Raw genomic sequence first — 24,315 nt, 5'->3', positions numbered from 1 at the left:
GTGACAATTTGTATGATATAATCAGGAAATAAAAGAGTAAGCTAAAAGATAATGGGGACAGGAAATGGATTTATCGGATATCAGAGTCATTAAGAATATACTGGCGCGCCACGGCTTCCACTTTTCCAAATCGCTGGGGCAGAATTTTCTGATCAACCCGGACATCTGCCCGCGCATGGCGGAAGAGTGCGGCGCGCAAAAGGGAGTCGGCGTGCTGGAAATCGGACCGGGCGTGGGGGTGCTGACCGCGGAGCTCGCCAGGCGGGCGGACAGGGTGGTTTCCGTAGAGCTGGACAAAAGGCTGCTGCCGGTTCTGGACGACACGCTTTCCGGGTACCGCAATGTCAAAATCGTGAATGAAGATATTTTAAAGGCCGATCTCAGGAAGCTGATCGAAACCGAATTTTCGGGCGGAGAAGTAGCCGTTTGCGCGAATTTGCCTTACTATATCACTTCGCCGGTCATCATGCGGCTTCTGGAGGAACGGCTGCCGATCCGCTCCGTGACGGTCATGGTGCAGAAGGAAGCGGCGGAACGCCTTTGCGCCCCGCCGGGGACCCGTTCCTGCGGCGCTGTAAGCGCGGCGGTGCGTTACTTCGCCGAGCCGGAGGTCCTTTTTGAAGTGAACCGGGACAACTTTTTCCCGCCGCCAAACGTCGATTCGGCGGTCATCCATCTGAATATCCGCAAAGAGCCGCCGGTGAAAATCAACAGCGAAAGGGACTTCTTCGCCCTTGTCAAAGCGGCTTTCGGCCAGCGGCGCAAAACGGTGCTCAATTCCGTTTCCGCCGGGCTTTCGCTGGACAGGGCAGTGGTAGACGCGGCGCTGGAAAGGGCGGGAATCGCCCCGAACGCGCGCGCGGAACAGCTTTCCATGGAGCAGCTCGCGGCGCTGTCCAACGAAGTATTTTTGTAAAATAAGGGAGGGCTTTTTATGAGCGACGGAAAACTTGCGGTCCTGTTTTTTGAAGCCGGCATCGTACTGACGCTGATTTCCATGGTGCTCGGTCCGTTTGAAATTACCGGGTGGGCGCTCGCCACCGCTTCCGTGGCCTGTTTTGTCGCGCTGGCCGGGATGTATCTTGCTTTCTGCAGCTGGAACGAGCCCGACGAGGAAGAGCCGCCGGAGGAGCCCCCTGACACAGAGGCGCATGAAAAATAGGATTTCAAGATAAAAAACCGGAAGCGATGCATTACGCTTCCGGCTTTCTAATATTAATAAACAATCGCGCCGTATTTCGCCGCGAGCGGCTCGATCAGGTCGGTTTCGATCGGGCAGGCGGAATCGACGATCAGCCGGCCCTGAAAATACCGGAGAGCCGCGTCGAGCACCGGCAGGCTGTCACAGTACACGGCAATGGGCAGGCGCGTCATCGTGCTGTTTTCGCTCAGCAGCATCGCGTCGTCCAGACTGTTGACCTTCACCAGCGCCGCGGTAACCTGCTCGTCGTCCAGGTCGATCAGGTCTTCGCCGAGCGAGCTGGTACAGGCAATCGGTTCGCTGAATACGATGTCGTCCCCCAGGAAAAACGCTTCCCGTTCATTTGCGGCGGCGTAGCAGTCCGGTTCTTCCGGAATGACCGGCGGGCCAAATTCCTTTGCCACCTGCGCCAATGCTTTCAGATGCTCCACGGTACAGCCGCAGCAGCCCCCGACAATCCTCGCCCCCGCTTCCATCAGCCCGCGCATCCGGGCGGCGAATTCATCAGGGGAGAGGTTTCCGCTGTTTTCCGGAGAATTCCACATGGGTACCCCGGTGCTCGGCTTGGCGATGATCGGAACGCTGATATGCGGGGCGACCTGTTCCACGTGCTCCAGCATGTGCTCCGGCCCAAAGGAGCAGTTCAGGCCGATGGCGTCCGCCCCCATGGCCTGCAGAGTGATGACCGCGGGCAGAAGGCTTCCTCCCGTGAGGGTGTGCCCGCTTTCATCCACGGTGATGGTCACGAAAACCGGCAGATTGGTCGTTCTTGCGGCAAGCACCGCCGCACGCATGTCGGCGAGCGAGGTCTGCGTTTCGATCGCGATAAAATCGACCCCCGCGTCGTCCAGCGCACGGATCTGTTCGCGGTAAATGTCATAGATGTCGTCAAAATCCGATTCGCCGAACGGCGGTACGAACAGGCCGGTGGGGCAGACGTTCCCGCCCACCAGCACCCCGGCGGGCTTCGCAACGCTTTGGGAAAGCGTTACCAGCTTCTGATTGATGTCCGCGACTTCCGCTTCCAGACCGTAGCCGCTCAGGCAGGCCCGGTTCGCGCCAAAGGTCGGCGCATAGACCGCCTGCGCGCCCGCTTCGATAAAGCCGCTTTGCAGCTTTGTGAGCTTTTCGGGATTTTCCAGAATCCATTTTTCCACACAAACGCCGCCCGGCATTCCGGCGGCGGCCAGGTTTGTGGCCGTAGCGCCGTCCAGCAGCAGGGGAAGATGAAAAAGGAAACTCATTTGTTCTTCATTGCTCCTAACATGTTCAGCCTGCTTACATGCTCTCCGGCGCCGAAATCTTAAACATGGAAAGCACGTTGCAGATTACAGTGGAAACCGCGCCGCACAGGTACATCCTGGCGGCGGTCAGACCTTCGTTTTCGCCTTTTACACGGCATGCGTTATAGAATTTATGGAAGAGCGTGGCCAGCGTAATGACGTAGCGGGTGATTCTGGCGGGATCGTAGTCCTGCGCCGCCGCCACAATTTCCCCGGTGAAGGAGGAAAGATGCCGGATCAGCTCAATTTCCTCTGGCTCGGTCAAAAGCGCGAGCTCCTCGTCGGTGCAGCCGCGCGGGAGGATTCCCTCGGCGGCGAGCGCCTTGAAGATACTGCAGATTCTTGCCCTGGCGTACTGCACGTAATAAACCGGGTTCTGGGCGTCCTGCTGGACGGCCAGATCAAGGTCGAAATCCATCTGGGAATTGGCTTCCCTCATGTTGAAATAGAACCTTGCGGCGTCCACCGGCACCTCGTCGAGCAGGTCGGCCAGCTGGATCGCTTTGCCGGTACGCTTGCTCATGCGCACGACTTCCCCGCCCTTTACGAGCCTTACCAGCTGAATCAGCACGACGTCCAGCTTGCTTCCGTCCAGCCCGACCGCGTCCATGGCGCCCTTCATTCTTGCCACGTGGCCGTGGTGGTCGGCGCCCCAGACGTCGATGCAGCGGTCAAAGCCGCGCTTTGCGAATTTGTTTCTATGATAAGCGATATCCGCCGCGAAATAGGTTGGATTTCCGTTCTGCCGGACCAGAACCTCGTCCTTTTCCGCGCCGAAATTCGTCGCGCGGTACCAGAGGGCGCCGTCCTTATCGTAGGTCAGGCCCTTTTCCTTCAGAATCCGGATCGTTTCCTCCAGCTCGCCGTCGTTGTGCAGGCGGCTTTCCAGGAACCACTCGTCGTAAACGATCCCGTATTTTTTCAGGTCGGCCTGCATCCTGGCGATATTTTTCGGAAGCGCAAAATCCACCAGAGCCTTTTTCAGCTCCTCGGGGCCGGCGGCAACATAGCTGTCGCCGTGCTCTTCCGCGAATTCGGCGGCCCTTTCGCGGATGTCGTCTCCGTGGTATCCGTCCTCCGGAAATTCGACGGCGTCATCGCCCTGAAAAAGCTGCAGGTAGCGCGCGGCAAGGGAAGCGCCGAATTTTTCGATCTGGTTTCCCGCGTCGTTTACGTAGAATTCGCGCCATACGTCGTAGCCGGCGGCGTCGAGAACCGCCGCAAGGCAGTCGCCCAGCGCGCCGCCGCGCGCGTTGCCCATATGCATGGGGCCGGTCGGATTCGCGGAAACGAACTCGACCATGATTTTTTCTTTTTTGCCAAAATCGCTGCGGCCGTAAGAAGCGCCGCTCTGCGTAATATCCTTCAGGACCTCCGAATAAAAGCGCTGATTCAGAAAGAAATTGATAAATCCGGGACCCGCGATTTCAAAACGGTCGAAAAATGTGCCGTCCAGCACGATATGCTCCGTGATCAGCTGCGCGATTTTCCTGGGGGCTAAACGGAACGCCTTGGCGGATACCATGGCCGCGTTGGTTGCCCAGTCTCCGTGGCTGCGGTCGGCGGGCACCTCAATGGTAAAAGGGGGCGTTTCCCCCTGGGGCAGACCACCGGCGGCCTGTGCCTTTTCCACCGCGCGGAGAATTGCGTTTTTCAGTTCACTGGTCGCCTGCAACACTATTTTTGACATCTTTGTTATTTGCCTCCTTGACCGTAATGAAGAGTTCGTTTAAGCTCGATAAATTGGAATTGATATCCAGCGTATAGTTGACTTCCAGATTTCCGCCCATTTCTCCCAGACTGGATTTTACCCTGCTGGTGAAAACACCAACCATCATATTTCCAAAGCCCGTGTCGTACTGGCAAAGGTGCCGCTTCCCGCTTTCCAGGATCAGGCGGGTGCTGTCGGCTCCGCCGCGCATCAGGGTCACTTTAGAGCTGCCGTCCACCTTCAGGACGGAGGTTTGCACCGAGTTGTTGTTGTCCGCGTCGTATTCCTTATACACGATATATTGGCTGTTGCCCTTTTTTACATACGAACCAAGGGTGGTCAGTTCGACTTCGCCGGTTTCGTTGTCTATTTTCTGTCGGCCTTTAATGGAAATCAGGTAGTTTTCCAGCATTTGTTTACTCCTTGTAATTTATTCGGTTCTTTATCTAAAATTAGTATAAATCAATATCCACATGGCTGACCTCGCGTTTGATATCTTTCCCGAGAAAGATGCCCGCGATCTGGGAAAAGCCCTCCATCCGGTCGCTGACATAGAACGAGCAGTCGCCGTCCGCGCTCCTGTCGCAGAGAAGCCCCTGTTTCCTCAGCAGGGCGGAGCAGTAAGCGGCGGTTTCCCGTCCGCTGTCTATCAGGGTCACGCCGCTGCCCATGACTTCGGAAATGATGTGCCGGATGATCGGATAATGCGTGCAGCCCATAATCAGGGTGTCGATTCCGGCTTCCCTCAGCGGAGTCAGGTAGCGCTGCGCGACCAGGCGCGTAACCTGCTCGTCTTCGGCGATCCACCCGTTTTCTACCAGCGGGACGAACAGCGGGCAGTCGCGGTCGAAAACCTCGATTTCGGGATTGATGGCCGCAAGCTCGCGGCGGTACGAACCGCTGCGGATGGTCGCTGTGGTGGCAATGACGCCGACCTTGCCGTTTCCGGTGGCTTTCCCGGCCGCGGCCGCGGCCGGTTTCAGCACGCCGGTATAGGGCAGGGTCAGCTTTTCGCCGATTCCGGATGCAACCGAGCTGACGGTCCCGCACGCGGCGATAATCATTTTCACATTTTTGGATTCCAGAAACGCCATATCCTGTCCGGCGTATTTCATGATCGTTTCACGGCTTCGCGATCCGTAGGGAACGCGGCCGGTGTCGCCGAAATAAATGATGTTTTCGTGCGGCATGATGTGCAAGAGCTCTTTTACGGCGGTCAGCCCGCCCAGCCCGGAGTCAAAGACGCCGATCGGTCTGTTGTCCATTTCCATCGCTCCAAAATGATTTATTAATATTGTGTCCGGATTTCAAAGGAAAGAGACACCAGCCTGTCGAGCAGCTCGCTGTAAGGGACACCGGAAGCCTCCCACAGCTTCGGGTACATGCTGATGGAAGTGAAGCCCGGCAGGGTGTTCAGTTCGTTCAGAATGACCTCTTTGCCGCCGCGTACGAAAAAATCCACGCGGGAAAGTCCGGTGCAGCCCAGCATGTAGTAAGCCCTGCGGGCGGTGGAACGGATTTCTTCCATCACCGCCTCGTCGAGGTGCGCGGGGATATAGAGCTGTGAGGTTCCGGATTTATATTTGTCGTCGTAGTCGTAAAATTCAGCGGAAGCCGCGATTTCACCGACAACGGAAGCCTCCGGCTCCGCGTTGCCCAGCACCGCGCACTCGACCTCCTGGCCCGCAATGGCTTCCTCCACAACGATCTTGTCGTCCTCGCGCGCCGCCTTTTCCACCGCTTCGTCAAGCCCGGCCTCGCTGCTTACCTTGCTGACTCCCACGGAGGAACCCGCGTTTGCCGGTTTCACAAAAATGGGATATCCAAGCCTTGCGTCGATTTTCCGCTTGATTTTCTCGGCGCCGGTTTTGTATTTGTCCGCATAGAACCAAAGATAGTTTGCCTGATGGATGCCCGCCGCGGTCAGCAGCGTGTGGGTGACCGCCTTATCCATGCACACGGCGGAAGCAAGCGCGCGGCAGCCGACGAACGGGATCCCGCTCAGCTGCAGAAGCCCCTGCATGGTGCCGTCCTCTCCGTTTTTGCCGTGCAGGACGGGGAACACGCAGTCCACCTTGATCACGTCAAACCCCATTTTTCCGTCCACCACGATCCCGCGGATGCTTCTGTCGGGCGCGATGAACGCGGGCTGGTTGAGCGGGTCGCGCTCCCAGCGCCCGTCGGCGATTTCCTCCGGGGAGCCGCTGAACAGATACCAGCGTCCGTCCTTCGTAATGCCCAGGCAGACGATTTCATATTTTTCTTTCGGCAGGTTGTTGATGACCGATGCCGCAGAAACGCAAGACACTTCGTGTTCGGACGAGCTGCCGCCGAAAATAACGGCAATTCTCTTTTTATCCATAATCATATCCTCCAAAGCTCTGCTCTTTTTCTTATACTTATAATATACATAATCCTACAAATACATATCATACCACAAGGCTTTTAGCGGCGCAATCGGAATTTTATTAAATTGTATGGTGACAAAAAAATGTTTATGTAGTATAATTTATAAATATCGTGAGCCATACTATCTTTGGTTAAATAAAGAAGGAAAATACAGGCGCATACCGGGATTCCGCTCAGTGCGGACAAGCGGCGCGCGGAAATACAGATTCAGGAGTGATTTGTTTGGAGCAGAAGGCATTTGACCTGATTGCTGAAAAAGTCGGCGCGGTTTTAAACGGACAGGGATTCGTAAAGGCCGGTGAGGAACGGGAAGACGGTGGCCGTTCGGTGCTGTTTAAAGGGGAGAATACCGCCTACAGTATTCTCTATCATCAGGACAAAAAGCGCTTTGAGCTTCGAACCTGCGATGCCGAGGACGGGGAGCCGGACTTAAAGTGGAAGTCCATTTCCATCTGGCTTTTTGACCCCGAGGCCGACAGCCTGACCGAGGCCGACAGCATTGTGAACGACTTTATAGAGACCATAGAGGGACCGAAGCGCGTGGCGGCGGCCAAAACGAAAAAAAAGCGCAAGAAAGACGACGAAAACAATGCCGACCCGGTGTTTTTCTTCAACCGCTTCGTCGGTATTTTCCCGGAGCTGAAAGAGGAGCTCAACGGCGAAAGAAACCGGTACGAGGAAGTGCGCGCGATTCATTTCGCGAAGGAGCATCTGGTGCCGAAAATCGACGCGCTCTGCGCGCAGGGAACAAAAACGGACAGCATCAAGCGCTGCTGCGACCTTCTGAACGACATGTACGCCAACGGCGACATGGACGTGCGCTCCATGATTACGATCGTGGTGCTGAACGGCGTGAGCGGACGGGCGGCGGAGAATATGAAGCCGATGTTCAGCGACGATCTGAAAAAAGGCTACGCCGCGGGGCTGAAATTCAAGGGGAAAGTGGTAAAGCCCGAAAAGAAAAAGAAAGAAAAGAGATTTGTCGCGGCCAATCTGAACGACATGAAATAGAGGCGGGAAATCGGAGCGGGCAAAATCCGCTCCGTTTCGTAAAAAAAACTTGACAGATTCCACACGAGATGCTATGATGTTTATACCTCATAAAGGGGTTATTTTTTTGCGCCCTTTTAAGAGGGAGGCTGAGGCCTTAAAAAAGGCCTAAATATTTTTCCGTATAACGGGAGGTGCCGTCATGAGAGTTAAAATCACATTAGCCTGCACTGAGTGCAAACAGCGCAACTACAACACGATGAAAAACAAGAAGAATGATCCGGACAGGCTTGAGATGAACAAGTACTGCAGATTCTGCAAGAAGCACACTCTTCACAGAGAAACGAAGTAGCCGGACGGAGGGACGAAGAATGGCAGATACAAAAAAAGAGAACTTTTTTGCGAGAACGGGCAAAAACGCTTCCAAGTTTTTCCGCGACTGCAAAAATGAGGTAAAAAAGATTGTATGGCCCACACCGCAGGCGGTATTCAGGAATACCGGCGTCGTTTTGGCAACAATATTTCTGATCGGCCTGTTTATCTTTGGACTCGACACGTTGCTCATGAACCTGCTTGGGTTGATTATGAATGTTGCAAAGTAGGATAAGCGGAGGAAATTACAATGCCTGAAGACGCAAAATGGTATGTTGTTCATACCTATTCCGGGTATGAGAACAAGGTAGCCTCTAATCTTGAAAAAACTGTGGAAAACCGTCAGCTTCATGATTTGATTCAGGAAATCCGCGTGCCGACGGAAACTGTTACGGAAATCAAAGATAACAAAAGGCGCGATGTCGAGCGCAAGATTTTTCCCGGTTATGTTTTGGTGAAGATGCTCCTAACCGATGAGTCGTGGTATGTTGTCCGCAACATCAGGGGCTGTACGGGCTTTGTCGGCCCGTCGTCCAAGCCCATCCCGCTCACGGATGAAGAAGTGGCGAAGCTGGGCGTTGAACAGAAGGAAATCGAGGTTTCTTACAGCGTCGGCGATTCCGTACACATTATCGACGGCCCGCTCGAGGGCTTTGTCGGTACTGTCGAAGAAGTTGACGCCGACAAAAACCGCGTCCGCGTAACAGTATCCATGTTCGGGCGCGAAACACCGGTTGAGCTTGAACTGAATCAGGCTGAAGCGATGGAATGATATTTCACGGTAATTTGCGGGCGACCGCTGATTATGAGGGGGCACTGCCCCTGTGGGAGGAACGGATAAACTCAAAGCATCCGCTCCGCCATCTACCACGAATTTTGGAGGTGCAAACAAATGGCTCAAAAGGTTACGGGCTTGATTAAGCTCCAGATACCTGCTGGCAAGGCTACCCCGGCGCCGCCTGTAGGACCGGCTCTCGGTCAGCACGGCGTCAACATCATGGCGTTTACAAAGGAATTCAACGAGCGTACGAAAAATGACGTAGGGCTGATTATTCCTGTCGTCATCACCGTTTATGCGGATCGTTCGTTTACCTTTATCACCAAGACCCCGCCCGCTGCCGTCCTGATTAAAAAGGCCTGCGGTATTGAGAGCGGTTCCGGTGAACCGAACAAGAAAAAGGTAGCGAAGATCACACGCGAGCAGGTCAGAAAGATAGCTGAGACAAAAATGCCCGATTTAAATGCGGCTTCCGTTGAGACAGCCATGAGCATGGTTGCCGGCACGGCGCGCAGCATGGGCATTGAAGTCGTAGATTGACACCCGGGTGGGAGGAACTTTTCTACTCCGATTTTACCACTCAATAGGGAGGAAAACCAATGAAACACGGTAAAAAATACGTTGAAAGCATGAAGCTTGTCGACCGTACGAAGCTTTACGATGCAAACGAGGCCCTTGACCTCTGCGTCAAGACCGGGACATCCAAGTTTGACGAGACCGTTGAGGTCCATGTCAAGCTGGGCGTAGACAGCCGCCACGCCGACCAGCAGGTCCGCGGCGCGATCGTACTGCCGAACGGAACCGGTAAAAAGGTCCGCGTACTGGCGATCTGCAAGGGTGACGCCGCCAAAGAGGCGGAGGCTGCCGGTGCCGAGTTCGTCGGCGCAGAAGAAATGGTACAGAAGATCCAATCCGAAAACTGGATGGATTTCGATATTTTGATCACGACTCCGGACATGATGGGCCTTGTCGGCCGTTTAGGTAAGATCCTGGGCCCCCGCGGCCTGATGCCGAACCCGAAAGCCGGTACGGTTACCCGCGAAATCGGCAAGGCGATTGCCGACGCGAAAGCCGGTAAGATCGAGTACCGGCTTGACAAAACCAACATTATCCACTGCACGATCGGCAAGGTTTCCTTTGGCGGACAGAAGCTGCAGGAAAATTTTGACGCCCTGCTCGGCGCAATCGTAAAGGCGAAGCCGGCCGCTTCCAAGGGCCAGTATATCAAGAGCTGCGTCGTAGCTTCCACCATGGGCCCCGGCGTCAGAATCAACCCGAATAAGGTTGGCGTCTGATTCCGAAAGGCTTGACAGACCGTACGGTCTGTGATAGTATAATATTCGCTGTTCTTTATTCCAAAGACAGCAGGCGCATTTGCTTAATGGGTTTTGCCCAGCCTGCCGAGGATAGAGGCCGATACGCATTGTTATGATGATGTATTTATGCCCTTTCCGCGGTCATGCGGGAAGGGCTTTTTCATTTTCCTGCGCGCCGCATTCCAACTGACGGAGGTGAATACATTTGCCAAGTGAGAAGATTTTAGAGCAAAAAAAGCAGGCGGTTTCCGCTTTGGCCGAGAGCCTGAAGGGTGCATGCACCGGTGTCATCGTCGACTATAAGGGCATCACGGTCGCTCAGGACACAAAACTCCGCAAAGAGCTGCGTGAAGCGGGCAACGACTACATGGTCGTCAAGAATACTCTGCTGCGTCTTGCGTTGAAGGACGCCGGGATCGACGGCCTCGACCATGTTCTTGAAGGCACGACCGCTCTGGCAATCAGCAAGGACGATTATGTCTCCAGCGCGAAGATCCTCGCTAAATTTGCTGAAACCAGCAAAACATTTGAGCTCAAGGCCGGATTTGTCGACGGCGGCGTTATTGACGCCGACGGAGTCAAAGAACTGGCTGCCCTGCCTTCCAAAGAGGTTTTGGTCGCAAAAGCTCTGGGCGGCTTGAACGCTCCCATTACGGGCTTCGTTACTGTGCTGAGCGGCACAATGAAGGGCTTGGTCGTCGCTTTGAACGCAATCGCGGAAAAGCAGGCTGCCAACGCATAAGGTTTCCTGAAAATAAAAATTTTGGAGGTAATTCACAATGTCTGATAAAGTTGTAAAATTAATTGAAGATGTAAAATCCCTGACTGTTCTTGAGCTTTCCGAGCTCGTAAAGGCTCTGGAAGAGGAGTTCGGCGTATCCGCCGCCGCTCCGGTTGCCGTTGCCGCCGCCGCTGCTCCGGCTGCCGCTGCTGCTGAAGAGAAGACGGAGTTCGACGTCGTCCTGAAGGCTGTCGGCCCCAATAAGATCCAGGTCATCAAGGTTGTCCGCGAGATCACGGGTCTTGGCCTGAAAGAAGCAAAAGAGCTCGTTGACGGCGCACCGAAGGCTGTTAAAGAGGGCGCTTCCAAGGACGACGCGGAAGCCATCAAAGCAAAGCTTGCCGAGGCTGGCGCAGAAGTCGAAGTTAAATAATTTCACTTCCAATACAAACCGCCCCGCTGTTTAAACAGCGGGGCGGTTTTCTGTAATTCCATAAAGGAGCCCCCGGCGTCGCCGGGGGCTCCGATTTGCTCTCTGATCACATTTTCCTGTATTTCTTTACTCTGCGCAGGTTCTTCTTTTTACGGTTGTAGATCAGCGCAAGGATAATGTAGATGATGACCAGCAGAACGATCACCGCCGCGATGACGATGAACCAGCCGGAAGTGAAAATGGCCTTGACGGTATTGGCGGAATGCAGCAGCTCGCTGCGCTCGACGCTTTCCGAGGCCACCAGGTTGACGGTCGTCAGCTTCTGGTTGGCGTAGCTGAGGGTTGCCGTCCCGATGACCTGCCCCTTCTTGACGGGCGCAGTGACGGCGTCGGGGATGTTCTTGGTGATGATGACGCTGCTTGCCGACACGTTCGCCGGCAGCATCGCGGAATAATCCTTCTCAGCCACAAGCAGCAGCTTATCCTGGTTCCAGGCGTCCTTCAGCTTGACCTCGCCGATGGACTCCTCGCTGTTCAGTATATTTTTCAGCTCCAGATTTTTAAACGCCCACTGGTAAAGCTTTTTGGAATCGACCAGTTCGCCGCGCGTTTTGATCTGCTTGCCGTTCGCGTCTACGGACGGCGCGCCGAGCGCGACGCACAGGTAGCTGTAGCCCTCCGCGGTGGCGGAAGAAACCAGACAGTAGCCGGACTCGTCGGTGTGGCCCGTTTTAATGCCGCGCGCGTACTGGTAATAATACTGGCTTCCCGTGTTTTTATCGATCAGCAGGTTGGTGGTGGAAAGGGTGCGCAGGGTCCCCGCCTCCGGACCGCCCACCGGTTTGTAGGAAGCGCGCGCCTGTGAGGTGATCTCGGTAAAATGCGGCAGGGTCATCGCGTATTTCGTCATCAGGTAAAGGTCGTGCGCCGTCGTGTAGTGGTTTTCATCGTGAAGGCCGTGCGGGTTGGTGAAGTGCGTGCCGGTACAGCCCAGCTCCTTTGCTTTCGCGTTCATCATATCGACAAAGGCGTCGATATCTCCCTTTCCCACATAGTCGGCCAGAAACAGCGCTGCGTCGTTTCCGCTCGGCACCAGCATGCAGTTCATCAGCTGAAGGGCGGTCAGCTCGTCGCCGACCTTGATGTTGGACATGGAGCTGCCCGTTCCGAGAAGCGTGTCCATGACTTCTTTGGTGATCGTTATTTTCGTCCCTTCCAGGTCCTTAATATGTTCGCTGGCAACGATAAAGGTCATGATTTTGGTGGTGGAAGCGGGCTCGCGGCGCTCGTTCGCGTTTTTCTGATAAACGACGGTGTCCGTGTCCAGATTGACCAGCTCAACGGCGGCGCAGTTCGGTTCAAAATCAATATTGAAGGTGGCTGCGGCCGCCCTGACGGGCGAAAACAGAACCAGAATCAGAAGGATGGAAACAGACAGGAATTGGCGCGTTTTTTTCATGGAACTTTTTCCTCCGATGTGATATTATATGTGTAAAGTTTGATATTATCAGGGGTGTACAGACCTGTAGATTAGTATAACAGCATTTCTGCAAAAGATAAAGGGCAGTTTGGAAATGTAATGAAATTGTAAGATTTGATGGGGGAATCACAGTGATTTACATAACAGGGGATACTCACGGCGAAATATGTCGTTTTGACTCGGGCAAGGCCAAAAAGCTGAAGAAAGGGGACACGCTGATTGTATGCGGCGATTTCGGCTTTCTCTGGGACGGCGGCCCGAAAGAGGAGAAGAATCTGAAGAGGCTGGGCAAGAAAAAATACAACCTTCTTTTCCTTGACGGAACCCATGAAAATTTCGATTTGCTGGAGCAGTATCCCGTGACGGAGTGGAACGGCGGCCGCGTGCAGAACATCAGCGGCAACCTGTATCACCTCATGCGCGGACAGGTCTATACCCTGGAAGGGAAGAAGCTGTTCGTGTTCGGCGGCGGGGAAAGCACGGAAAAGCAGATGCGCGTCGCCGCGGGGAAATGGTGGGAGCGCGAAATGCCGAGCATGGAGGAAATGCGCGAGGGCGTCAGGAACCTTTCCGCGGTTGATATGTCGGTGGACTATATCCTGACTCACGAACCAGCCCCAAGGGTGATGTCCCATACGGTGAATCCCAGGGAAAGCACCAATCAGCTGGAGGCATATTTCGAGCAGCTGGTCAAGCAGGTCAAATTCGAGAAGTGGTTTTTCGGCTCCATCCATATCGACCGGAAAATCACCGCCAAAAATTACGCGGTGTTCAACGACATGATCCCGGCGGAGCCCCCGCAATACAAGAGATTCCGATCATAGCGGCTGGCAGGACAGATTTGCGGCGGAAAATGATATACAAAGAGACGATCTCAGCAAAGTGCGCCTTGAAACGGATTCACCGATCAAGGCGCATTTTTATGCAATATTTTTGCTGGAGCCATTTTTCAACAGCCGCAGCCGGCGGATGCTTAATCCGCCCTGTTTTCAAACAGCTGTTTCACTTCCGCGCGCAGACCCCGGTGCTGCGTGGACTCCAGCTCGGCGTCCACGCTCAGGATTTCCCGCGCGACGGACTGGGCTTCTTTCAGCAGGTCCATATCATGGACCATGTCGGCGATCTTCAGCTCCGGCAGTCCGTGCTGCCTGTGGCCGAAGAAATCGCCGGGGCCGCGCAGCTTCAGGTCCTGCTCCGCGATCTGAAAGCCGTCGTTGGTCGCGCACATGGTTTTCAGCCGCGCGACGGCTTCTTCGTTCTGAGCGTCCGATATTAAAATGCAGGTGGATTTATATTTTCCGCGCCCTACGCGCCCGCGCAGCTGGTGCAGCTGGGAAAGGCCGTACCGCTCCGCGTTTTCGATCAGCATCACAACCGCGTTCGGCACGTCCACCCCGACCTCCACAACGGTCGTGGAAATCAGCACCGCGATGTTTCCCCGCGCAAAATCCGTCATAACGGTTTCTTTTTCCCCGGGCTTCATTTTTCCGTGAAGCACGCCGACCGGATAATCGGGAAGCCACCGGGTCCTTACTTTTTCGGCGTATTCGTTCACGCTCGCCATATCGTTCTGGCCTTCGTCGATCATCGGGCAGATGACGTAGCACTGTCTGCCTTCGTCGATATGCTTCCGGATAAAACGGAACGCCCTCAGGCGTTTATCGCCCGTAATGGCGTAGGTGTCTATTTTCTGCCGGCCGGGCGGAAGCTCGTCCAGAACCGAAATATCGAGGTCGCCGTAGATCATCAGCGCGAGCGTGCGCGGAATGGGGGTGGCGCTCATGACAAGCATATGCGGGTGGTCGCCCTTGGAGGCGAGAGCCGCGCGCTGCGCCACGCCGAAACGGTGCTGTTCGTCCGTGATCACCAGCCCGAGGCGCCGGAACGCGACGTCTTCGGAAAGAAGGGCGTGCGTACCGATGACAAGCTGAATTTCTCCGTTCAGCAGTTCCTGCCGAATCTCCCGCTTTTTCGCGGCCGGCATCGAGCCGGTCAGCAGCGCGACGCGCGTGTCCCGCAGCAGGGCGGACAGGGAAGCGTAGTGCTGCTGAGCCAGGATTTCCGTGGGCGCCATCAGCGCCGCCTGCATCCCGTTTCCGGCGGCACAGCAGCAAAGCGCCGCCGCGACCGCGGTTTTTCCGGAGCCGACGTCTCCCTGGATCAGCCGGTTCATCGGGAATCCGCTCATCATATCCGCTACGGCTTCTTTTACGGCCCTTCGCTGGGCCCGTGTGGGCTCAAAGGGGAGAAGGCCGTAAAAACGTTCGGAGCAGTCGTACTCAAGCTTCAGGGGGCTTACAGAGCGGCTGCGGCCCTTCAGCCGGAGAAGGCCCAGCTGAAGGATGAGCAGCTCTTCAAAAATCAGGCGCTTCCGGGCGGTTTCTACCGCCTCCATATTCTGCGGCAGATGGATGCTTTCCAGCGCGAACCGCAGCGGGCAGAGCCCGTACTTTTCCCGGATCGCTTCCGGAATTGGGTCTCGTATCCTGTCCGGCAGCAGACCGAGGGCGCTTCTGACCGCGTTTTCGATCATCCGGCTGGTCAATCCCAGCGTCTGATGATAAACGGGCCGGACGGGAGGGCAGACCGCCGCGCGCACAAATTCCGGCGTGGTCATTTCCCGTTTCAGGAAATTGGCGGTTACCTTTCCGTAAAATACATATTCCTCGTCCGCCTTCAGCATGGAAGGAATATAGGGATTGTTGAAATAGGTCAGCTCCATATCGCTTTCGCCGTCGGTGACCTTTACCTTGCAGATCATCATTCCGGCGCGGATTCTCGTTTCCTTCGGCCGTTCCAGAACGGTCGCCCGCACGGCGCAGGGCTCGTTCAGCGGAGCCAGGCGGATCGGATAAGGGCGGCTCAGGTCCTCGTAGGTACGGGGGTACAGACGCAGCAGAGCGCCGACGGTCGGCGCGCCGAGCTTTTCAAACAGCTTGGCACGCTTTTCGCCGACGCCCTTCAGGTCGCGGATATTTCTTTCAAATAAAGAACGCATCATTCAATGGAAACAATAAAATAATACACCGGCTGGCCGCCGTTGACGAGCGTAACCTCGGTTTCGTTGCCGACCCTGGCCTTAATCCGGTTGTAAGCCTCGTTTGCCTGTTCCTCCGTAACGTCCGCCCCGTAAATGATGGTAATGAACGAAGTGCCGCGGGTGATCATGGAGCGCGTCAGCTTGCTGCAGGTGTGGACGATATCTTTTTCGATCAGCTCCAGCTTGCCGTTGCTCAGGCCCAGAATGTCGCCCGCCTTGATTTTGTGTCCGCCGAATTCGGAGTCGCGCGCGGCGAAGGTGACGGAAGCGGTCGAGACGTTGGAAGCGGCCTCCATCATTGCGACGGTGTTTCCTTCCGTGCTTGCGTCCGGATCGTAGGCGAGCATGGCGGAAAGGCCCTGCGGGATCGTGCGGGTGGGCAGGACGATCACCTTGCGGTCGTTCACAAGCGGGATAGTCTGTTCGGCCGCCATAATGATATTCTTGTTGTTCGGCAGAACCAGAACGGTTTTTGCGGGAGTCGCCAGAATCGCGGCGAGAAGGTCGTTTGTGCTGGGATTCATGGTTTGTCCGCCGCTGACGACGTGCGTGCAGCCCAGATCGGTGAAAAGGGTTTTCAGACCTTCTCCGGCGGCAACTGAAATAAACCCGACCTCGTCGGCGGGCTCCACGGGTTCCAGGGAAGCCACGGCCTTTGCCTTGGCCTCTTCGTTTGCCTCCGCGGCCTTCCGGTGCTGTTCCTTCATGTTTTCTATTTTTACGGTCAGCAGCTGGCCGAACACCAGAGCCGACTGCAGCGCGTTGCCCGGTTCTTCCGTATGCACATGCACTTTGATAATGTCGTCGTCGTCCACCAGAACCACGCTGTCGCCGATGCCTTCCAGGTAGCCGCGAAGATCCTGCGGGTCTTTTTTGCATTCGGGGTCGCGTCCCACGATGAATTCGGTGCAATAGGTAAAGTTGATGACCTGATCGAACTCCGCAGCGGCGTTTCTGAAAAAGTCGGTTTCAGCCGCCTGCTCCTCGGGGGAGTCCGCCTCATTCATAATGATGGTACCGTCCTTAAATACGCTCAGCATTCCGTCCAAAATATAACAGAGTCCTCTTCCTCCGGCATCGATTACCCCCGCCTTTTTCAATACTGGCAGCAGCTCCGGTGTTTTTTCCAGCGCTTCGGCAGCGCCCTTGCAAATCGCGCTCCACACGTAAACGACGTCGTCGTCGATGGCCGCCGCCGCCTTGCCCTTTTCGCTGGCAACGCGGGAAACGGTCAGAATGGTTCCTTCCGTCGGCTTCATCACGGCCTTATAGGCGGCCTCTACGCCAATGCCCAAAGCGTTCGCCAGATCGGCGCCGCCGACCTCCTCCATTCCCTCAATGCCCTTGGAGAACCCGCGGAACAGAATGGAAAGGATGACCCCCGAGTTGCCCCTTGCGCCGTGAAGCATGGCGGAAGCCGCGGTGCGCGCGACTTCGCCCGCTTTGCCGTTGGTATTTTTCGAGAGCTCGCGGGAAGCGGAGCTCATCGTCATGGACATGTTGGTTCCCGTATCTCCGTCGGGAACAGGGAAGATGTTCAACTCATCGACCGATGTTTTATGCTTTACGATATTGTTAGCGCCTGATATTATAGCGTCTCTCAGGTCAATTCCATTTATCACCATTCAGCACTCCCTAAATTTCACTTATTGCATTACCTTATTTTTCATCTTAATATTATATCATAGTGCACAGGCAGATTCAATCTTAATTTCTCCCGGCCTTCCGGCGCGGCGGAGAAAGGGCATAGGGCGCCATAAAAAATATCCTCACATCATGTGAGGATATCAATACGGGCCGGTACTATCTGGGTTCAACAATCAATTTGATCGCCGTGCGTTCTTCATTGTCAATTATTACGCTGGCAAAGGCCGGGATGCAGACGACGTCGATTCCGGATGGGGCAAGGTATCCGCGTGCGATCGCAATGGCCTTAATTGCCTGATTGGCGGCGCCGGCCCCGACAGCCTGCAGCTCGACAGACCCTGTTTCGCGAATCACTCCTGCGACTGCGCCCGCAACGGAATTTGGCGCTGACTTTGACGATACTTTCAATATTTCCATAGGCCATCCTCCAGACTATGCAAAATCATAGTATCATCATAAAACGAAACACAAAGTTTTGCAAGTAGTATTTACCAAAAACATATAAATTATGAAAAAAAAACTGTAAAAACCAACGAATTGCTGTTATTGGATCTGAATCCGCTCCACAGAGACGGTTTTTCCGCTTTTTTCATCGATCTGAAACAGGGCGCACTCCATTTTACAGTCGCCCTCGGCCAGCGCAAAACGGACCGGCATTTTGGTCCTCATTTTCTCTATGACCAGCTCGGGCTTTACGCCGAGCACGGACTGGACGGGTCCCGTCATGCCCAGATCCGTGATATACCCGGTCCCCTGCGGAAGCACACATTCATCCGCGGTCTGAACGTGGGTGTGCGTGCCGAAGACCGCCGAAACGCGCCCGTCCAGATAATAGCCGAAGGAACGTTTTTCCCCGGTCGCCTCCGCGTGAAAGTCTACCAGCGTGATTTTAGGCATGTCCGCAAGCAGGCGGTCCGCCGTGTCGAACGGGGAGTCCAGGCTCTCCATGTAAACCGTCCCCATCAGATTGACGACGCCTACCTGGACCCGCCCCATGTCCACAATGCAGGCGCCCCTGCCGGGGACCGAGGACGGAAAATTCGCGGGACGGATCAGATATTCGCTGGAATCAAACAGCTCGTAGCTTTCTTTGCGGCGGAAGCTGTGGTTGCCGGCGGTGATCACGTCCACGCCGCTGTCATACAGGAACTGGACGGAAACGGGCGTCAGGCCGTTTCCGTCGGCGGAATTTTCACCGTTTGCAACGACCAGATCGATCCCCTTCATTTTTTTGAATACCGGAAGATGCTGGCGAAGAAAGCGGCAGCCGATGCTGCCGACAACGTCGCCGATTGCAAGAATATTCATTTGAAAGCCTACCTTCTTATGTGGATGCCCCCAGTGTTCCTGCGGGGCTCTTCTGTAATAAATTTATTGTAACAGTTTATTTTTATCAAGTAAATCCCTAAATACGCATTGACGCCGGTCCGGCTGCCGTCAAAAACAGGCCAAAGCGGTGAGAATTCCCAATAACAGAAGGGCGCGGAAGAAATGAATATGGGGAACAGCGAAAGCTGTTCCCCAAAAACTTCTCCCCAATGCGCCGAAGCGCCCTATATTACGCTCCGCCGCTGATGCGCCATCGCGTACGTCCCGTCCAGTTACTTCGCGTACTCGATCGCGCGGCTTTCACGGATTATGTTTACCTTGATCTGTCCCGGATATTCCAGCTCGTTCTCAATCTTGTTGCAGATGTCGCGGGCCAGAAGCACCATTTTGTCGTCGCTGATCATTTCGGGCTTTACGATGACCCGGATCTCTCTGCCGGCCTGAATCGCAAAGCAGCGTTCCACACCGTCAAAGGAAGAGGCGACTTCCTCCAGCTTTTCAAGCCGTTTGATATAATTTTCAAGGTTTTCACGCCTTGCGCCCGGCCTGGCGGCTGAAATCGCGTCCGCCGCCTGTACAATGCAGGCGATGACTGTTTTAGGCTCCACATCGTTATGATGCGCGTGAATTGCGTGGATAACGGTTTCGCTTTCCTTGTATTTGCGAGCCACGTCGACGCCGATGTCGACATGGGAACCTTCAATTTCATGGTCGAGCGATTTGCCGATATCATGCAGCAAACCGGCTCTGCGTGCGATTGTAGGATCCAAACCAAGTTCGGAAGCCATCACACCGGATAAAAAAGCAACTTCCAGCGAATGATTCAAAACATTTTGCCCGTAGCTGGTGCGGTAACGCAACCGTCCCAGCAGCTTGATCAGCTCGGGGTGGATTCCGTTCACTCCGGCCTCGATCACGGCACGCTCGCCTTCCTGTTTGATGGTGGCATCCACCTCGCGGCGCGCCTTCTCTATCATTTCCTCTATTCTTGCGGGATGAATTCTGCCGTCCGCAATCAGACGCTCCAGCGCAATGCGGGCTACCTCGCGGCGAACCGGCTCAAAACTGGAAAGGGTGATCGCTTCCGGAGTATCGTCAATAATCAGATCGACACCGGTCAGAGTTTCAATCGCCCGGATATTTCTTCCCTCACGTCCAATAATACGGCCCTTCATTTCATCGTTTGGCAGCGGAACAACGGAAATGGTGGCCTCCGCCACATGATCCGCCGCACAGCGCTGAATTGCCATCGAAATGATTTCCCGCGCGGATTTGTCGGCGTCTTCCTTGGTCTGCTGTTCAAATTCCATCAGCTTGACGGCCTTTTCATGGGTGAGCTCGTCTTCCAGATTCTTCAGCAGATAATCCTTCGCCTGATCCACGGTGAATCCGGAAATCCGCTCCAGCATATCAAACTGGCTTTTCTTTACGGCTTCCGCTTCGGCAAGCCTTTCATCCGCCTGTTTGTTTTTATTGGTCAGGATTTCGTCTTTCGCTTCCAGACTTTCCATTTTTTTATCCAGAGTTTCTTCCTTCTGCTGGATGCGGCGTTCCTGACGCTGTACTTCTTTTCTGCGTTCGTTCAGCTCGCGTTCCGACTCGTTTCTCAAACGGTGGATTTCGTCCTTGCCCTCTAAAACAGCTTCCTTCTTTTTGGCTTCGGACGATTTAATCGCGTCGCTGATGATTCTTTTGGCTTCCAGCTCGGCGGAACCGATGGTAAACTCGGCCTGCTTTTTCCGGTGGGCGATTCCGCCTAAGAAAGCAATCACACCTGCAATCACCGCGCAGACCAGCGCGATGATGATACATGTTAGCAAACTAACAGTGGCTGTGGTCAATTGTTGGCACCTCCTTGTCTTTCTTACTTTTTCAATATTTTAGTTTAAAATTAATTAAGATGGGTGCGTTAAGCCCATGAATGCATATAGGTGCATCTTATTCATAATTGTATTACTTCTGGTACCCTAATGTCAAGAAATATCGCTTGCAATCGATACAAACTGTTCATATTATTTAAGGACGATCGTTGTTTCAGTCACATGATCCGAAAAAAATCTGTATAATGTCAACAAATCCGCCGGCTATCCGTTGACAAGCTCCGCGGACGGTGCTAATATAGACAATATATAAGAATATGTAAAAAATGTTGACGAGGAAGCCTTTCCACCGTGCAATTGCGGCAGAGAGCGCATGCAGCAGCTGAAAGCGTGCGCGCAGTTTGGCAGAAAGGACACCGCCTCCGAGTGCGTGCCGAACGCAGATTGCCAAAGGCATGCCGGGCAGCACCGTTACCTGCTGCAATGAGAGCGGATGATTCGTCCGCTGAAATTGGGTGGAACCGCGAGCGATAGCCTTGCCCCTTTTTGGGGTAAGGCTTTTTTTATTTGAAGGAGTGAAAGATATGGTAAAAGTAAAACTGAAAGAGGATGTCAGGGAGTTTGAAAACGGCATCACGGTGGCTGAAATTGCAAAGTCGATCGGCATGGGCCTGTACAAGGCCGCCTGTGTCGGTAAAATAGATGGAAAGGCAGTGGACCTGCGAACGCCCGTAACCGGCGACTGTGAGCTGGAAATCCTCACCTTTGACAGTGAAGAGGGCAAGAAGGCTTACTGGCATACCACCTCGCACATTATGGCGCAGGCGGTGAAAAGGCTGTTCCCCGGCGCCGGCTTCGCCATCGGCCCGGCAGTGGACAACGGCTTCTATTATGATATCGATCTGGAACATACCCTGACCCCGGACGATCTTCCGAAAATCGAAGCGGAAATGAAGAAGATCATCAAGGAAAATATCCCGATCGAGCGCTTTGAGCTAGATCCCGCCGAGGCGATCGAGCTGATGAGGAAGGAAAACCAGAAATACAAGGTGGAGCTGATCGAGGAGCATTCGGGCAAGGGGGAAAAGATCAGCTTTTACCGCCAGGGGGACTACACCGACCTTTGCGCCGGCCCCCATCTGATGAGCACGGGCTGCGTAAAAGCCGTCAAGCTCACGAACTGCACGGGCGCCTATTGGCGCGGCGACGCCAAAAATAAGATGCTGCAGCGCGTTTACGGCATCTCCTTCCCGAAAGCGTCCGAGCTGGACGCCTATGTGACCATGATGGAGGAAGCGAAAAAGCGCGACCATCGCAAAATTGGGAAGGATATGGAGCTTTTTACCATTATGGAGGAGGGTCCGGGATTTCCGTTTTTCCTTCCGAAGGGCATGGTGTTGAAGAATTTGCTGATCGATTACTGGCGGCAGATTCACCGGGAAGCCGGTTATCAGGAAATTTCCACGCCGATGATCCTGAACCGCAGGCTGTGGGAAAGAAGCGGCCACTGGGGCCACTATAAGCAAAATATGTACACAACGGTCATTGACGACGAGGACTATGCCATCAAGCCGATGAACTGTCCGGGCGGCATGCTGGTTTATAAGACGAAAATGCGTTCTTATAAGGACTTGCCGCTGCGTATGGGGGAACTGGGGCTTGTTCACCGGCACGAGCTTTCCGGCGCGCTGCACGGGTTGATGCGCGTTCGCTGCTTTACGCAGGACGACGCCCATATCTTCATGACCAAAGAGCAGATGAAGGATGAGATCAAGGGCGTTGTGCGCTTGATCGACAAGGTATATAAAACGTTTGGGTTTGAGTATCACATTGAGCTTTCCACTCAGCCCGAGGACTCCATGGGCTCAAAAGAAGACTGGGATATTGCGACAAACGCTTTGCGTGACGCCATCACCGAACTGGGGTACAGCTTTGCGGTAAACGAAGGGGACGGTGCCTTCTACGGTCCGAAGCTTGACTTCCATCTTACCGACTGCATCGGAAGGACCTGGCAGTGCGGCACCATTCAGCTGGACTTCCAGATGCCGGAACGGTTTGAACTGGAATATACCGGCGCGGACGGCGCAAAACACCGCCCGATTATGATTCATCGCGTTGTGTTCGGAAGCATCGAACGGTTTATCGGCATTTTGACGGAACAATACGCAGGGGCGTTCCCGCTGTGGCTCGCTCCGGTACAGGTGCAGGTTCTCCCGATTTCCGAGAATACCCGCGCTTACGCGCAGAAGATTTACGATCAGTTGAACGCCGCTGGTTTGCGCTGTGAAATTGATAACCGCAATGAGAAGATCGGATATAAGATCCGCGAAGCGCAGCTTCAGAAAATTCCCTATATGCTCATTATCGGGGATAAAGAGGCGCAGGAGGGTACCGTTTCCGTGCGCAGCCGCAAGGATGGCGATATTGGTTCTATGGCTGTTGATGCATTTGTTGCAAAAGCGGTCGCTCAGGTTGCTGAAAAATCAAAAGACTGATTTCCTTTTTGTTCGGGGCCGGATGGATCATCATCCGGCCTTTTCCTTTTGCGGGCCGGCCAACATAATCGGTTTTTATGTCAACCTGTGAAACTTTCTATGATTCCACCGTGTTCTTTCCACCGTTCATTGGATAAGTTGAAAAATGGGGAAAAATCCGGTTTTTGTGAGGTGAATATGTTGAAAACTCGGTTGAAAGTGTGGAAGAAATCACTTATTATGATATTTTAGAAATATTATGCCGCGATTTATGTAAAGTCAGACGATCGCGGAACATTTTCTTCCGCTTATGCAAAGAAATTTTGGGATTTCCATAAAATGCTGTTATATTTTGAAAATATTCCCATATGAAATCAAGTCGTTTCGGTCATGCGTTAAAATACACAATAAAAGCAGTGGGGCGGGGGCGAGAAATTGAGCAGGATAGTTTTGAGCCGGAAGGGATGGAAAATATTCTCCGTAGCCGCGCTGCTGGTTGCTTTCGCTATTTTTGGAGGCTCCTTTTTTTGGGCTAAAAATGTGAAAGAAAATTCGGTGGGGCCTTCTCCCGCCAGTATTACCGCGGAAATTATCAGTGAAATGCATTATTCCGATATGATTGAGGTCAGCCGGAATCAGCTGTCCAAGCATTACAGTATTCCCGACGGGATTATTGCCGACAGTTCGCTGTACATGAGCAAATCTTCCGACAGCGCTTCGGAAATCGCCTGTTTTTTGCTGACGGATAAATCAAAGTTTTCCGAATTGAAAGCCGCCGCCGCCAACCATATCAATTCCAAGGCCGCGGGTTTTAAAAGCCTGAACCCAGAACAGTACAATTTGCTGAAAAATTTTGTAATTGTGCAGCAGGGAAGATATGTTCTTGTCACCGTCGGCAATAAAGCTTCCACGAATGAAAAATTATTCGCCGAAATTGTGAAATGAATTTTCCACTTGATTCTTTAAAATTTTTATGATAAAATAATGCACATGCGGAAGTGGTTCAATGGTAGAACATCAGCTTCCCAAGCTGATGACGGGGGTTCGATTCCCCTCTCCCGCTCCAAAGCCAAGACGCCGACCCCAAAGGGCCGGCGTCTTGGTTTTTATAGAACGATGGTGGAATCGAACCCCGGCGCAAGTGCGGAGAAAAAGAGGGGTGGCCTGCGCACCGGGAAAAAAGCAGGGACTCGCGGAACGCGGGCGAATGTACGGCCACCCGATTCCCCTCTCCCGCTCCAAAGCCAAGACGCCGACCCCAAAGGGCCGGCGTCTTGGTTTTTATAGAACGATGGTGGAATCGAACCCCGG

Annotated in this window: 24 protein-coding genes, 1 tRNA gene and 1 other annotated feature; of the genes, 14 read left to right on the top strand and 11 right to left on the bottom strand. The window is 54.0% G+C overall.

Features of this window, described 5'->3' with window-relative positions:
* Nucleotides 1–64 precede the first annotated feature (64 nt).
* Nucleotides 65–916 (top strand): 16S rRNA (adenine(1518)-N(6)/adenine(1519)-N(6))-dimethyltransferase RsmA, encoded by an 852-nt coding sequence (rsmA, locus tag ACQGQ5_RS02630; RefSeq protein ID WP_455735038.1) that lies wholly within the window; start codon nt 65–67, stop codon nt 914–916.
* An 18-nt stretch (nt 917–934) separates the two neighbouring features.
* Nucleotides 935–1,162 (top strand): hypothetical protein, encoded by a 228-nt coding sequence (locus ACQGQ5_RS02625; RefSeq protein ID WP_455735037.1) that lies wholly within the window; start codon nt 935–937, stop codon nt 1,160–1,162.
* A 53-nt stretch (nt 1,163–1,215) separates the two neighbouring features.
* Here ACQGQ5_RS02625 and ACQGQ5_RS02620 read toward each other — a convergent pair whose 3' ends face one another.
* The 5 genes from ACQGQ5_RS02620 to ACQGQ5_RS02600 are packed head-to-tail and all read right to left on the bottom strand — an operon-like array spanning nt 1,216 to nt 6,557.
* Nucleotides 1,216–2,445: a homocysteine S-methyltransferase family protein gene (locus ACQGQ5_RS02620; protein ID WP_455735036.1), complete on the bottom strand. Its 1,230-nt coding sequence runs from the start codon at nt 2,443–2,445 to the stop codon at nt 1,216–1,218.
* A 34-nt stretch (nt 2,446–2,479) separates the two neighbouring features.
* A complete protein-coding gene (gene argS, locus ACQGQ5_RS02615; RefSeq protein ID WP_455735035.1) occupies nt 2,480–4,174 on the bottom strand; it encodes an arginine--tRNA ligase in 1,695 nt (564 codons plus the stop codon).
* Complete coding sequence (locus tag ACQGQ5_RS02610) at nt 4,143–4,607, bottom strand: DUF1934 domain-containing protein (RefSeq protein WP_455735034.1); 465 nt, start codon at nt 4,605–4,607, stop codon at nt 4,143–4,145. Before ACQGQ5_RS02610 ends, argS begins: the two co-directional genes overlap by 32 nt.
* A gap of 40 nt (nt 4,608–4,647) precedes the next feature.
* Nucleotides 4,648–5,460: a glutamate racemase gene (murI, locus tag ACQGQ5_RS02605; RefSeq protein WP_455735033.1), complete on the bottom strand. Its 813-nt coding sequence runs from the start codon at nt 5,458–5,460 to the stop codon at nt 4,648–4,650.
* A 23-nt stretch (nt 5,461–5,483) separates the two neighbouring features.
* Nucleotides 5,484–6,557 carry a D-alanine--D-alanine ligase family protein gene (locus ACQGQ5_RS02600; RefSeq protein ID WP_455735032.1) on the bottom strand — a complete coding sequence of 358 codons (1,074 nt, stop codon included), beginning with the start codon at nt 6,555–6,557 and terminating at the stop codon, nt 5,484–5,486.
* 269 nt (nt 6,558–6,826) lie between these two features.
* Here ACQGQ5_RS02600 and ACQGQ5_RS02595 point away from each other — a divergent pair, with 269 nt between their 5' ends.
* The 8 genes from ACQGQ5_RS02595 to rplL all read left to right on the top strand — a co-directional run bounded on the left by ACQGQ5_RS02595 (nt 6,827) and on the right by rplL (nt 11,214).
* Complete coding sequence (locus ACQGQ5_RS02595; RefSeq protein WP_455735031.1) at nt 6,827–7,615, top strand: DUF7674 family protein; 789 nt, start codon at nt 6,827–6,829, stop codon at nt 7,613–7,615.
* Nucleotides 7,616–7,796: 181 nt separating this feature from the next.
* Nucleotides 7,797–7,946, top strand: a complete 150-nt coding sequence (gene rpmG / locus ACQGQ5_RS02590) for a 50S ribosomal protein L33 (protein WP_038323165.1) — start codon at nt 7,797–7,799, stop codon at nt 7,944–7,946.
* A gap of 19 nt (nt 7,947–7,965) precedes the next feature.
* On the top strand, nt 7,966–8,196 hold the full coding sequence (gene secE / locus ACQGQ5_RS02585) for a preprotein translocase subunit SecE (RefSeq protein WP_455735030.1): 231 nt from the start codon (nt 7,966–7,968) through the stop codon (nt 8,194–8,196).
* A 20-nt stretch (nt 8,197–8,216) separates the two neighbouring features.
* Complete coding sequence (nusG, locus tag ACQGQ5_RS02580; protein WP_455735029.1) at nt 8,217–8,738, top strand: transcription termination/antitermination protein NusG; 522 nt, start codon at nt 8,217–8,219, stop codon at nt 8,736–8,738.
* A gap of 120 nt (nt 8,739–8,858) precedes the next feature.
* The gene (gene rplK / locus ACQGQ5_RS02575) at nt 8,859–9,284 is read left to right on the top strand and encodes a 50S ribosomal protein L11 (protein ID WP_038323170.1); all 426 of its coding nucleotides are present in this window, start codon (nt 8,859–8,861) and stop codon (nt 9,282–9,284) included.
* 59 nt (nt 9,285–9,343) lie between these two features.
* Nucleotides 9,344–10,039, top strand: coding sequence for a 50S ribosomal protein L1 (gene rplA, locus ACQGQ5_RS02570; protein WP_455735028.1), 696 nt, complete (start codon nt 9,344–9,346; stop codon nt 10,037–10,039).
* Nucleotides 10,040–10,081: 42 nt separating this feature from the next.
* Nucleotides 10,082–10,231, top strand: a sequence feature (ribosomal protein L10 leader region).
* Between the two features lie 34 nt (nt 10,232–10,265).
* Nucleotides 10,266–10,802, top strand: a complete 537-nt coding sequence (rplJ, locus tag ACQGQ5_RS02565; RefSeq protein ID WP_455735027.1) for a 50S ribosomal protein L10 — start codon at nt 10,266–10,268, stop codon at nt 10,800–10,802.
* A gap of 37 nt (nt 10,803–10,839) precedes the next feature.
* Nucleotides 10,840–11,214, top strand: coding sequence for a 50S ribosomal protein L7/L12 (rplL, locus tag ACQGQ5_RS02560; protein ID WP_455735026.1), 375 nt, complete (start codon nt 10,840–10,842; stop codon nt 11,212–11,214).
* A 106-nt stretch (nt 11,215–11,320) separates the two neighbouring features.
* Here the strand turns inward: rplL and ACQGQ5_RS02555 are convergent, their stop codons facing one another.
* Nucleotides 11,321–12,673, bottom strand: a complete 1,353-nt coding sequence (locus ACQGQ5_RS02555; RefSeq protein ID WP_455735025.1) for a D-alanyl-D-alanine carboxypeptidase family protein — start codon at nt 12,671–12,673, stop codon at nt 11,321–11,323.
* Nucleotides 12,674–12,825: 152 nt separating this feature from the next.
* On the opposite strand from ACQGQ5_RS02555, the gene ACQGQ5_RS02550 reads away from it, so the two are divergent.
* Nucleotides 12,826–13,518 carry a metallophosphoesterase gene (locus tag ACQGQ5_RS02550; protein WP_455735024.1) on the top strand — a complete coding sequence of 231 codons (693 nt, stop codon included), beginning with the start codon at nt 12,826–12,828 and terminating at the stop codon, nt 13,516–13,518.
* A gap of 149 nt (nt 13,519–13,667) precedes the next feature.
* Here the strand turns inward: ACQGQ5_RS02550 and recG are convergent, their stop codons facing one another.
* The 5 genes from recG to rny all read right to left on the bottom strand — a co-directional run bounded on the left by recG (nt 13,668) and on the right by rny (nt 20,518).
* Nucleotides 13,668–15,695: an ATP-dependent DNA helicase RecG gene (recG, locus tag ACQGQ5_RS02545; RefSeq protein WP_455735023.1), complete on the bottom strand. Its 2,028-nt coding sequence runs from the start codon at nt 15,693–15,695 to the stop codon at nt 13,668–13,670.
* A complete protein-coding gene (locus ACQGQ5_RS02540; protein ID WP_455735141.1) occupies nt 15,692–17,356 on the bottom strand; it encodes a DAK2 domain-containing protein in 1,665 nt (554 codons plus the stop codon). The genes recG and ACQGQ5_RS02540 overlap by 4 nt, the downstream gene beginning before the upstream one ends.
* A gap of 181 nt (nt 17,357–17,537) precedes the next feature.
* Complete coding sequence (locus tag ACQGQ5_RS02535; RefSeq protein WP_455735022.1) at nt 17,538–17,798, bottom strand: stage V sporulation protein S; 261 nt, start codon at nt 17,796–17,798, stop codon at nt 17,538–17,540.
* 126 nt (nt 17,799–17,924) lie between these two features.
* Nucleotides 17,925–18,689: a TIGR00282 family metallophosphoesterase gene (locus ACQGQ5_RS02530; protein WP_455735021.1), complete on the bottom strand. Its 765-nt coding sequence runs from the start codon at nt 18,687–18,689 to the stop codon at nt 17,925–17,927.
* Between the two features lie 293 nt (nt 18,690–18,982).
* Nucleotides 18,983–20,518, bottom strand: coding sequence for a ribonuclease Y (rny, locus tag ACQGQ5_RS02525; protein WP_442867951.1), 1,536 nt, complete (start codon nt 20,516–20,518; stop codon nt 18,983–18,985).
* Between the two features lie 596 nt (nt 20,519–21,114).
* On the opposite strand from rny, the gene thrS reads away from it, so the two are divergent.
* From thrS to ACQGQ5_RS02510, 3 genes are all read left to right on the top strand, one after another.
* The gene (gene thrS, locus ACQGQ5_RS02520) at nt 21,115–23,025 is read left to right on the top strand and encodes a threonine--tRNA ligase (protein WP_455735020.1); all 1,911 of its coding nucleotides are present in this window, start codon (nt 21,115–21,117) and stop codon (nt 23,023–23,025) included.
* A 414-nt stretch (nt 23,026–23,439) separates the two neighbouring features.
* Nucleotides 23,440–23,949: a DUF4358 domain-containing protein gene (locus tag ACQGQ5_RS02515; RefSeq protein ID WP_455735019.1), complete on the top strand. Its 510-nt coding sequence runs from the start codon at nt 23,440–23,442 to the stop codon at nt 23,947–23,949.
* 47 nt (nt 23,950–23,996) lie between these two features.
* Nucleotides 23,997–24,070: transfer RNA gene (locus ACQGQ5_RS02510), tRNA-Gly, on the top strand.
* The last annotated feature ends 245 nt before the right edge of the window (nt 24,071–24,315 follow it).

This window comes from Caproiciproducens sp. (assembly GCF_053840905.1).
Note: the sequence above shows the minus strand (reverse complement) of the source record. Positions and strands in the feature narration are given on the sequence as shown.

Coding starts and splice junctions, on each gene's coding strand:
- ACQGQ5_RS02610 (WP_455735034.1), bottom strand. CDS start 4,607: ATGCTGGAAAACTACCTGATTTCCATTAAAGGCCGACAGAAAATAGAC.
- ACQGQ5_RS02555 (WP_455735025.1), bottom strand. CDS start 12,673: ATGAAAAAAACGCGCCAATTCCTGTCTGTTTCCATCCTTCTGATTCTG.
- thrS (WP_455735020.1), top strand. CDS start 21,115: ATGGTAAAAGTAAAACTGAAAGAGGATGTCAGGGAGTTTGAAAACGGC.
- secE (WP_455735030.1), top strand. CDS start 7,966: ATGGCAGATACAAAAAAAGAGAACTTTTTTGCGAGAACGGGCAAAAAC.
- ACQGQ5_RS02530 (WP_455735021.1), bottom strand. CDS start 18,689: ATGAATATTCTTGCAATCGGCGACGTTGTCGGCAGCATCGGCTGCCGC.
- argS (WP_455735035.1), bottom strand. CDS start 4,174: ATGTCAAAAATAGTGTTGCAGGCGACCAGTGAACTGAAAAACGCAATT.
- murI (WP_455735033.1), bottom strand. CDS start 5,460: ATGGACAACAGACCGATCGGCGTCTTTGACTCCGGGCTGGGCGGGCTG.
- ACQGQ5_RS02600 (WP_455735032.1), bottom strand. CDS start 6,557: ATGGATAAAAAGAGAATTGCCGTTATTTTCGGCGGCAGCTCGTCCGAA.
- ACQGQ5_RS02625 (WP_455735037.1), top strand. CDS start 935: ATGAGCGACGGAAAACTTGCGGTCCTGTTTTTTGAAGCCGGCATCGTA.
- rpmG (WP_038323165.1), top strand. CDS start 7,797: ATGAGAGTTAAAATCACATTAGCCTGCACTGAGTGCAAACAGCGCAAC.
- rplA (WP_455735028.1), top strand. CDS start 9,344: ATGAAACACGGTAAAAAATACGTTGAAAGCATGAAGCTTGTCGACCGT.
- rplL (WP_455735026.1), top strand. CDS start 10,840: ATGTCTGATAAAGTTGTAAAATTAATTGAAGATGTAAAATCCCTGACT.
- rsmA (WP_455735038.1), top strand. CDS start 65: ATGGATTTATCGGATATCAGAGTCATTAAGAATATACTGGCGCGCCAC.
- nusG (WP_455735029.1), top strand. CDS start 8,217: ATGCCTGAAGACGCAAAATGGTATGTTGTTCATACCTATTCCGGGTAT.
- ACQGQ5_RS02535 (WP_455735022.1), bottom strand. CDS start 17,798: ATGGAAATATTGAAAGTATCGTCAAAGTCAGCGCCAAATTCCGTTGCG.
- rplK (WP_038323170.1), top strand. CDS start 8,859: ATGGCTCAAAAGGTTACGGGCTTGATTAAGCTCCAGATACCTGCTGGC.
- ACQGQ5_RS02620 (WP_455735036.1), bottom strand. CDS start 2,445: ATGAGTTTCCTTTTTCATCTTCCCCTGCTGCTGGACGGCGCTACGGCC.
- recG (WP_455735023.1), bottom strand. CDS start 15,695: ATGATGCGTTCTTTATTTGAAAGAAATATCCGCGACCTGAAGGGCGTC.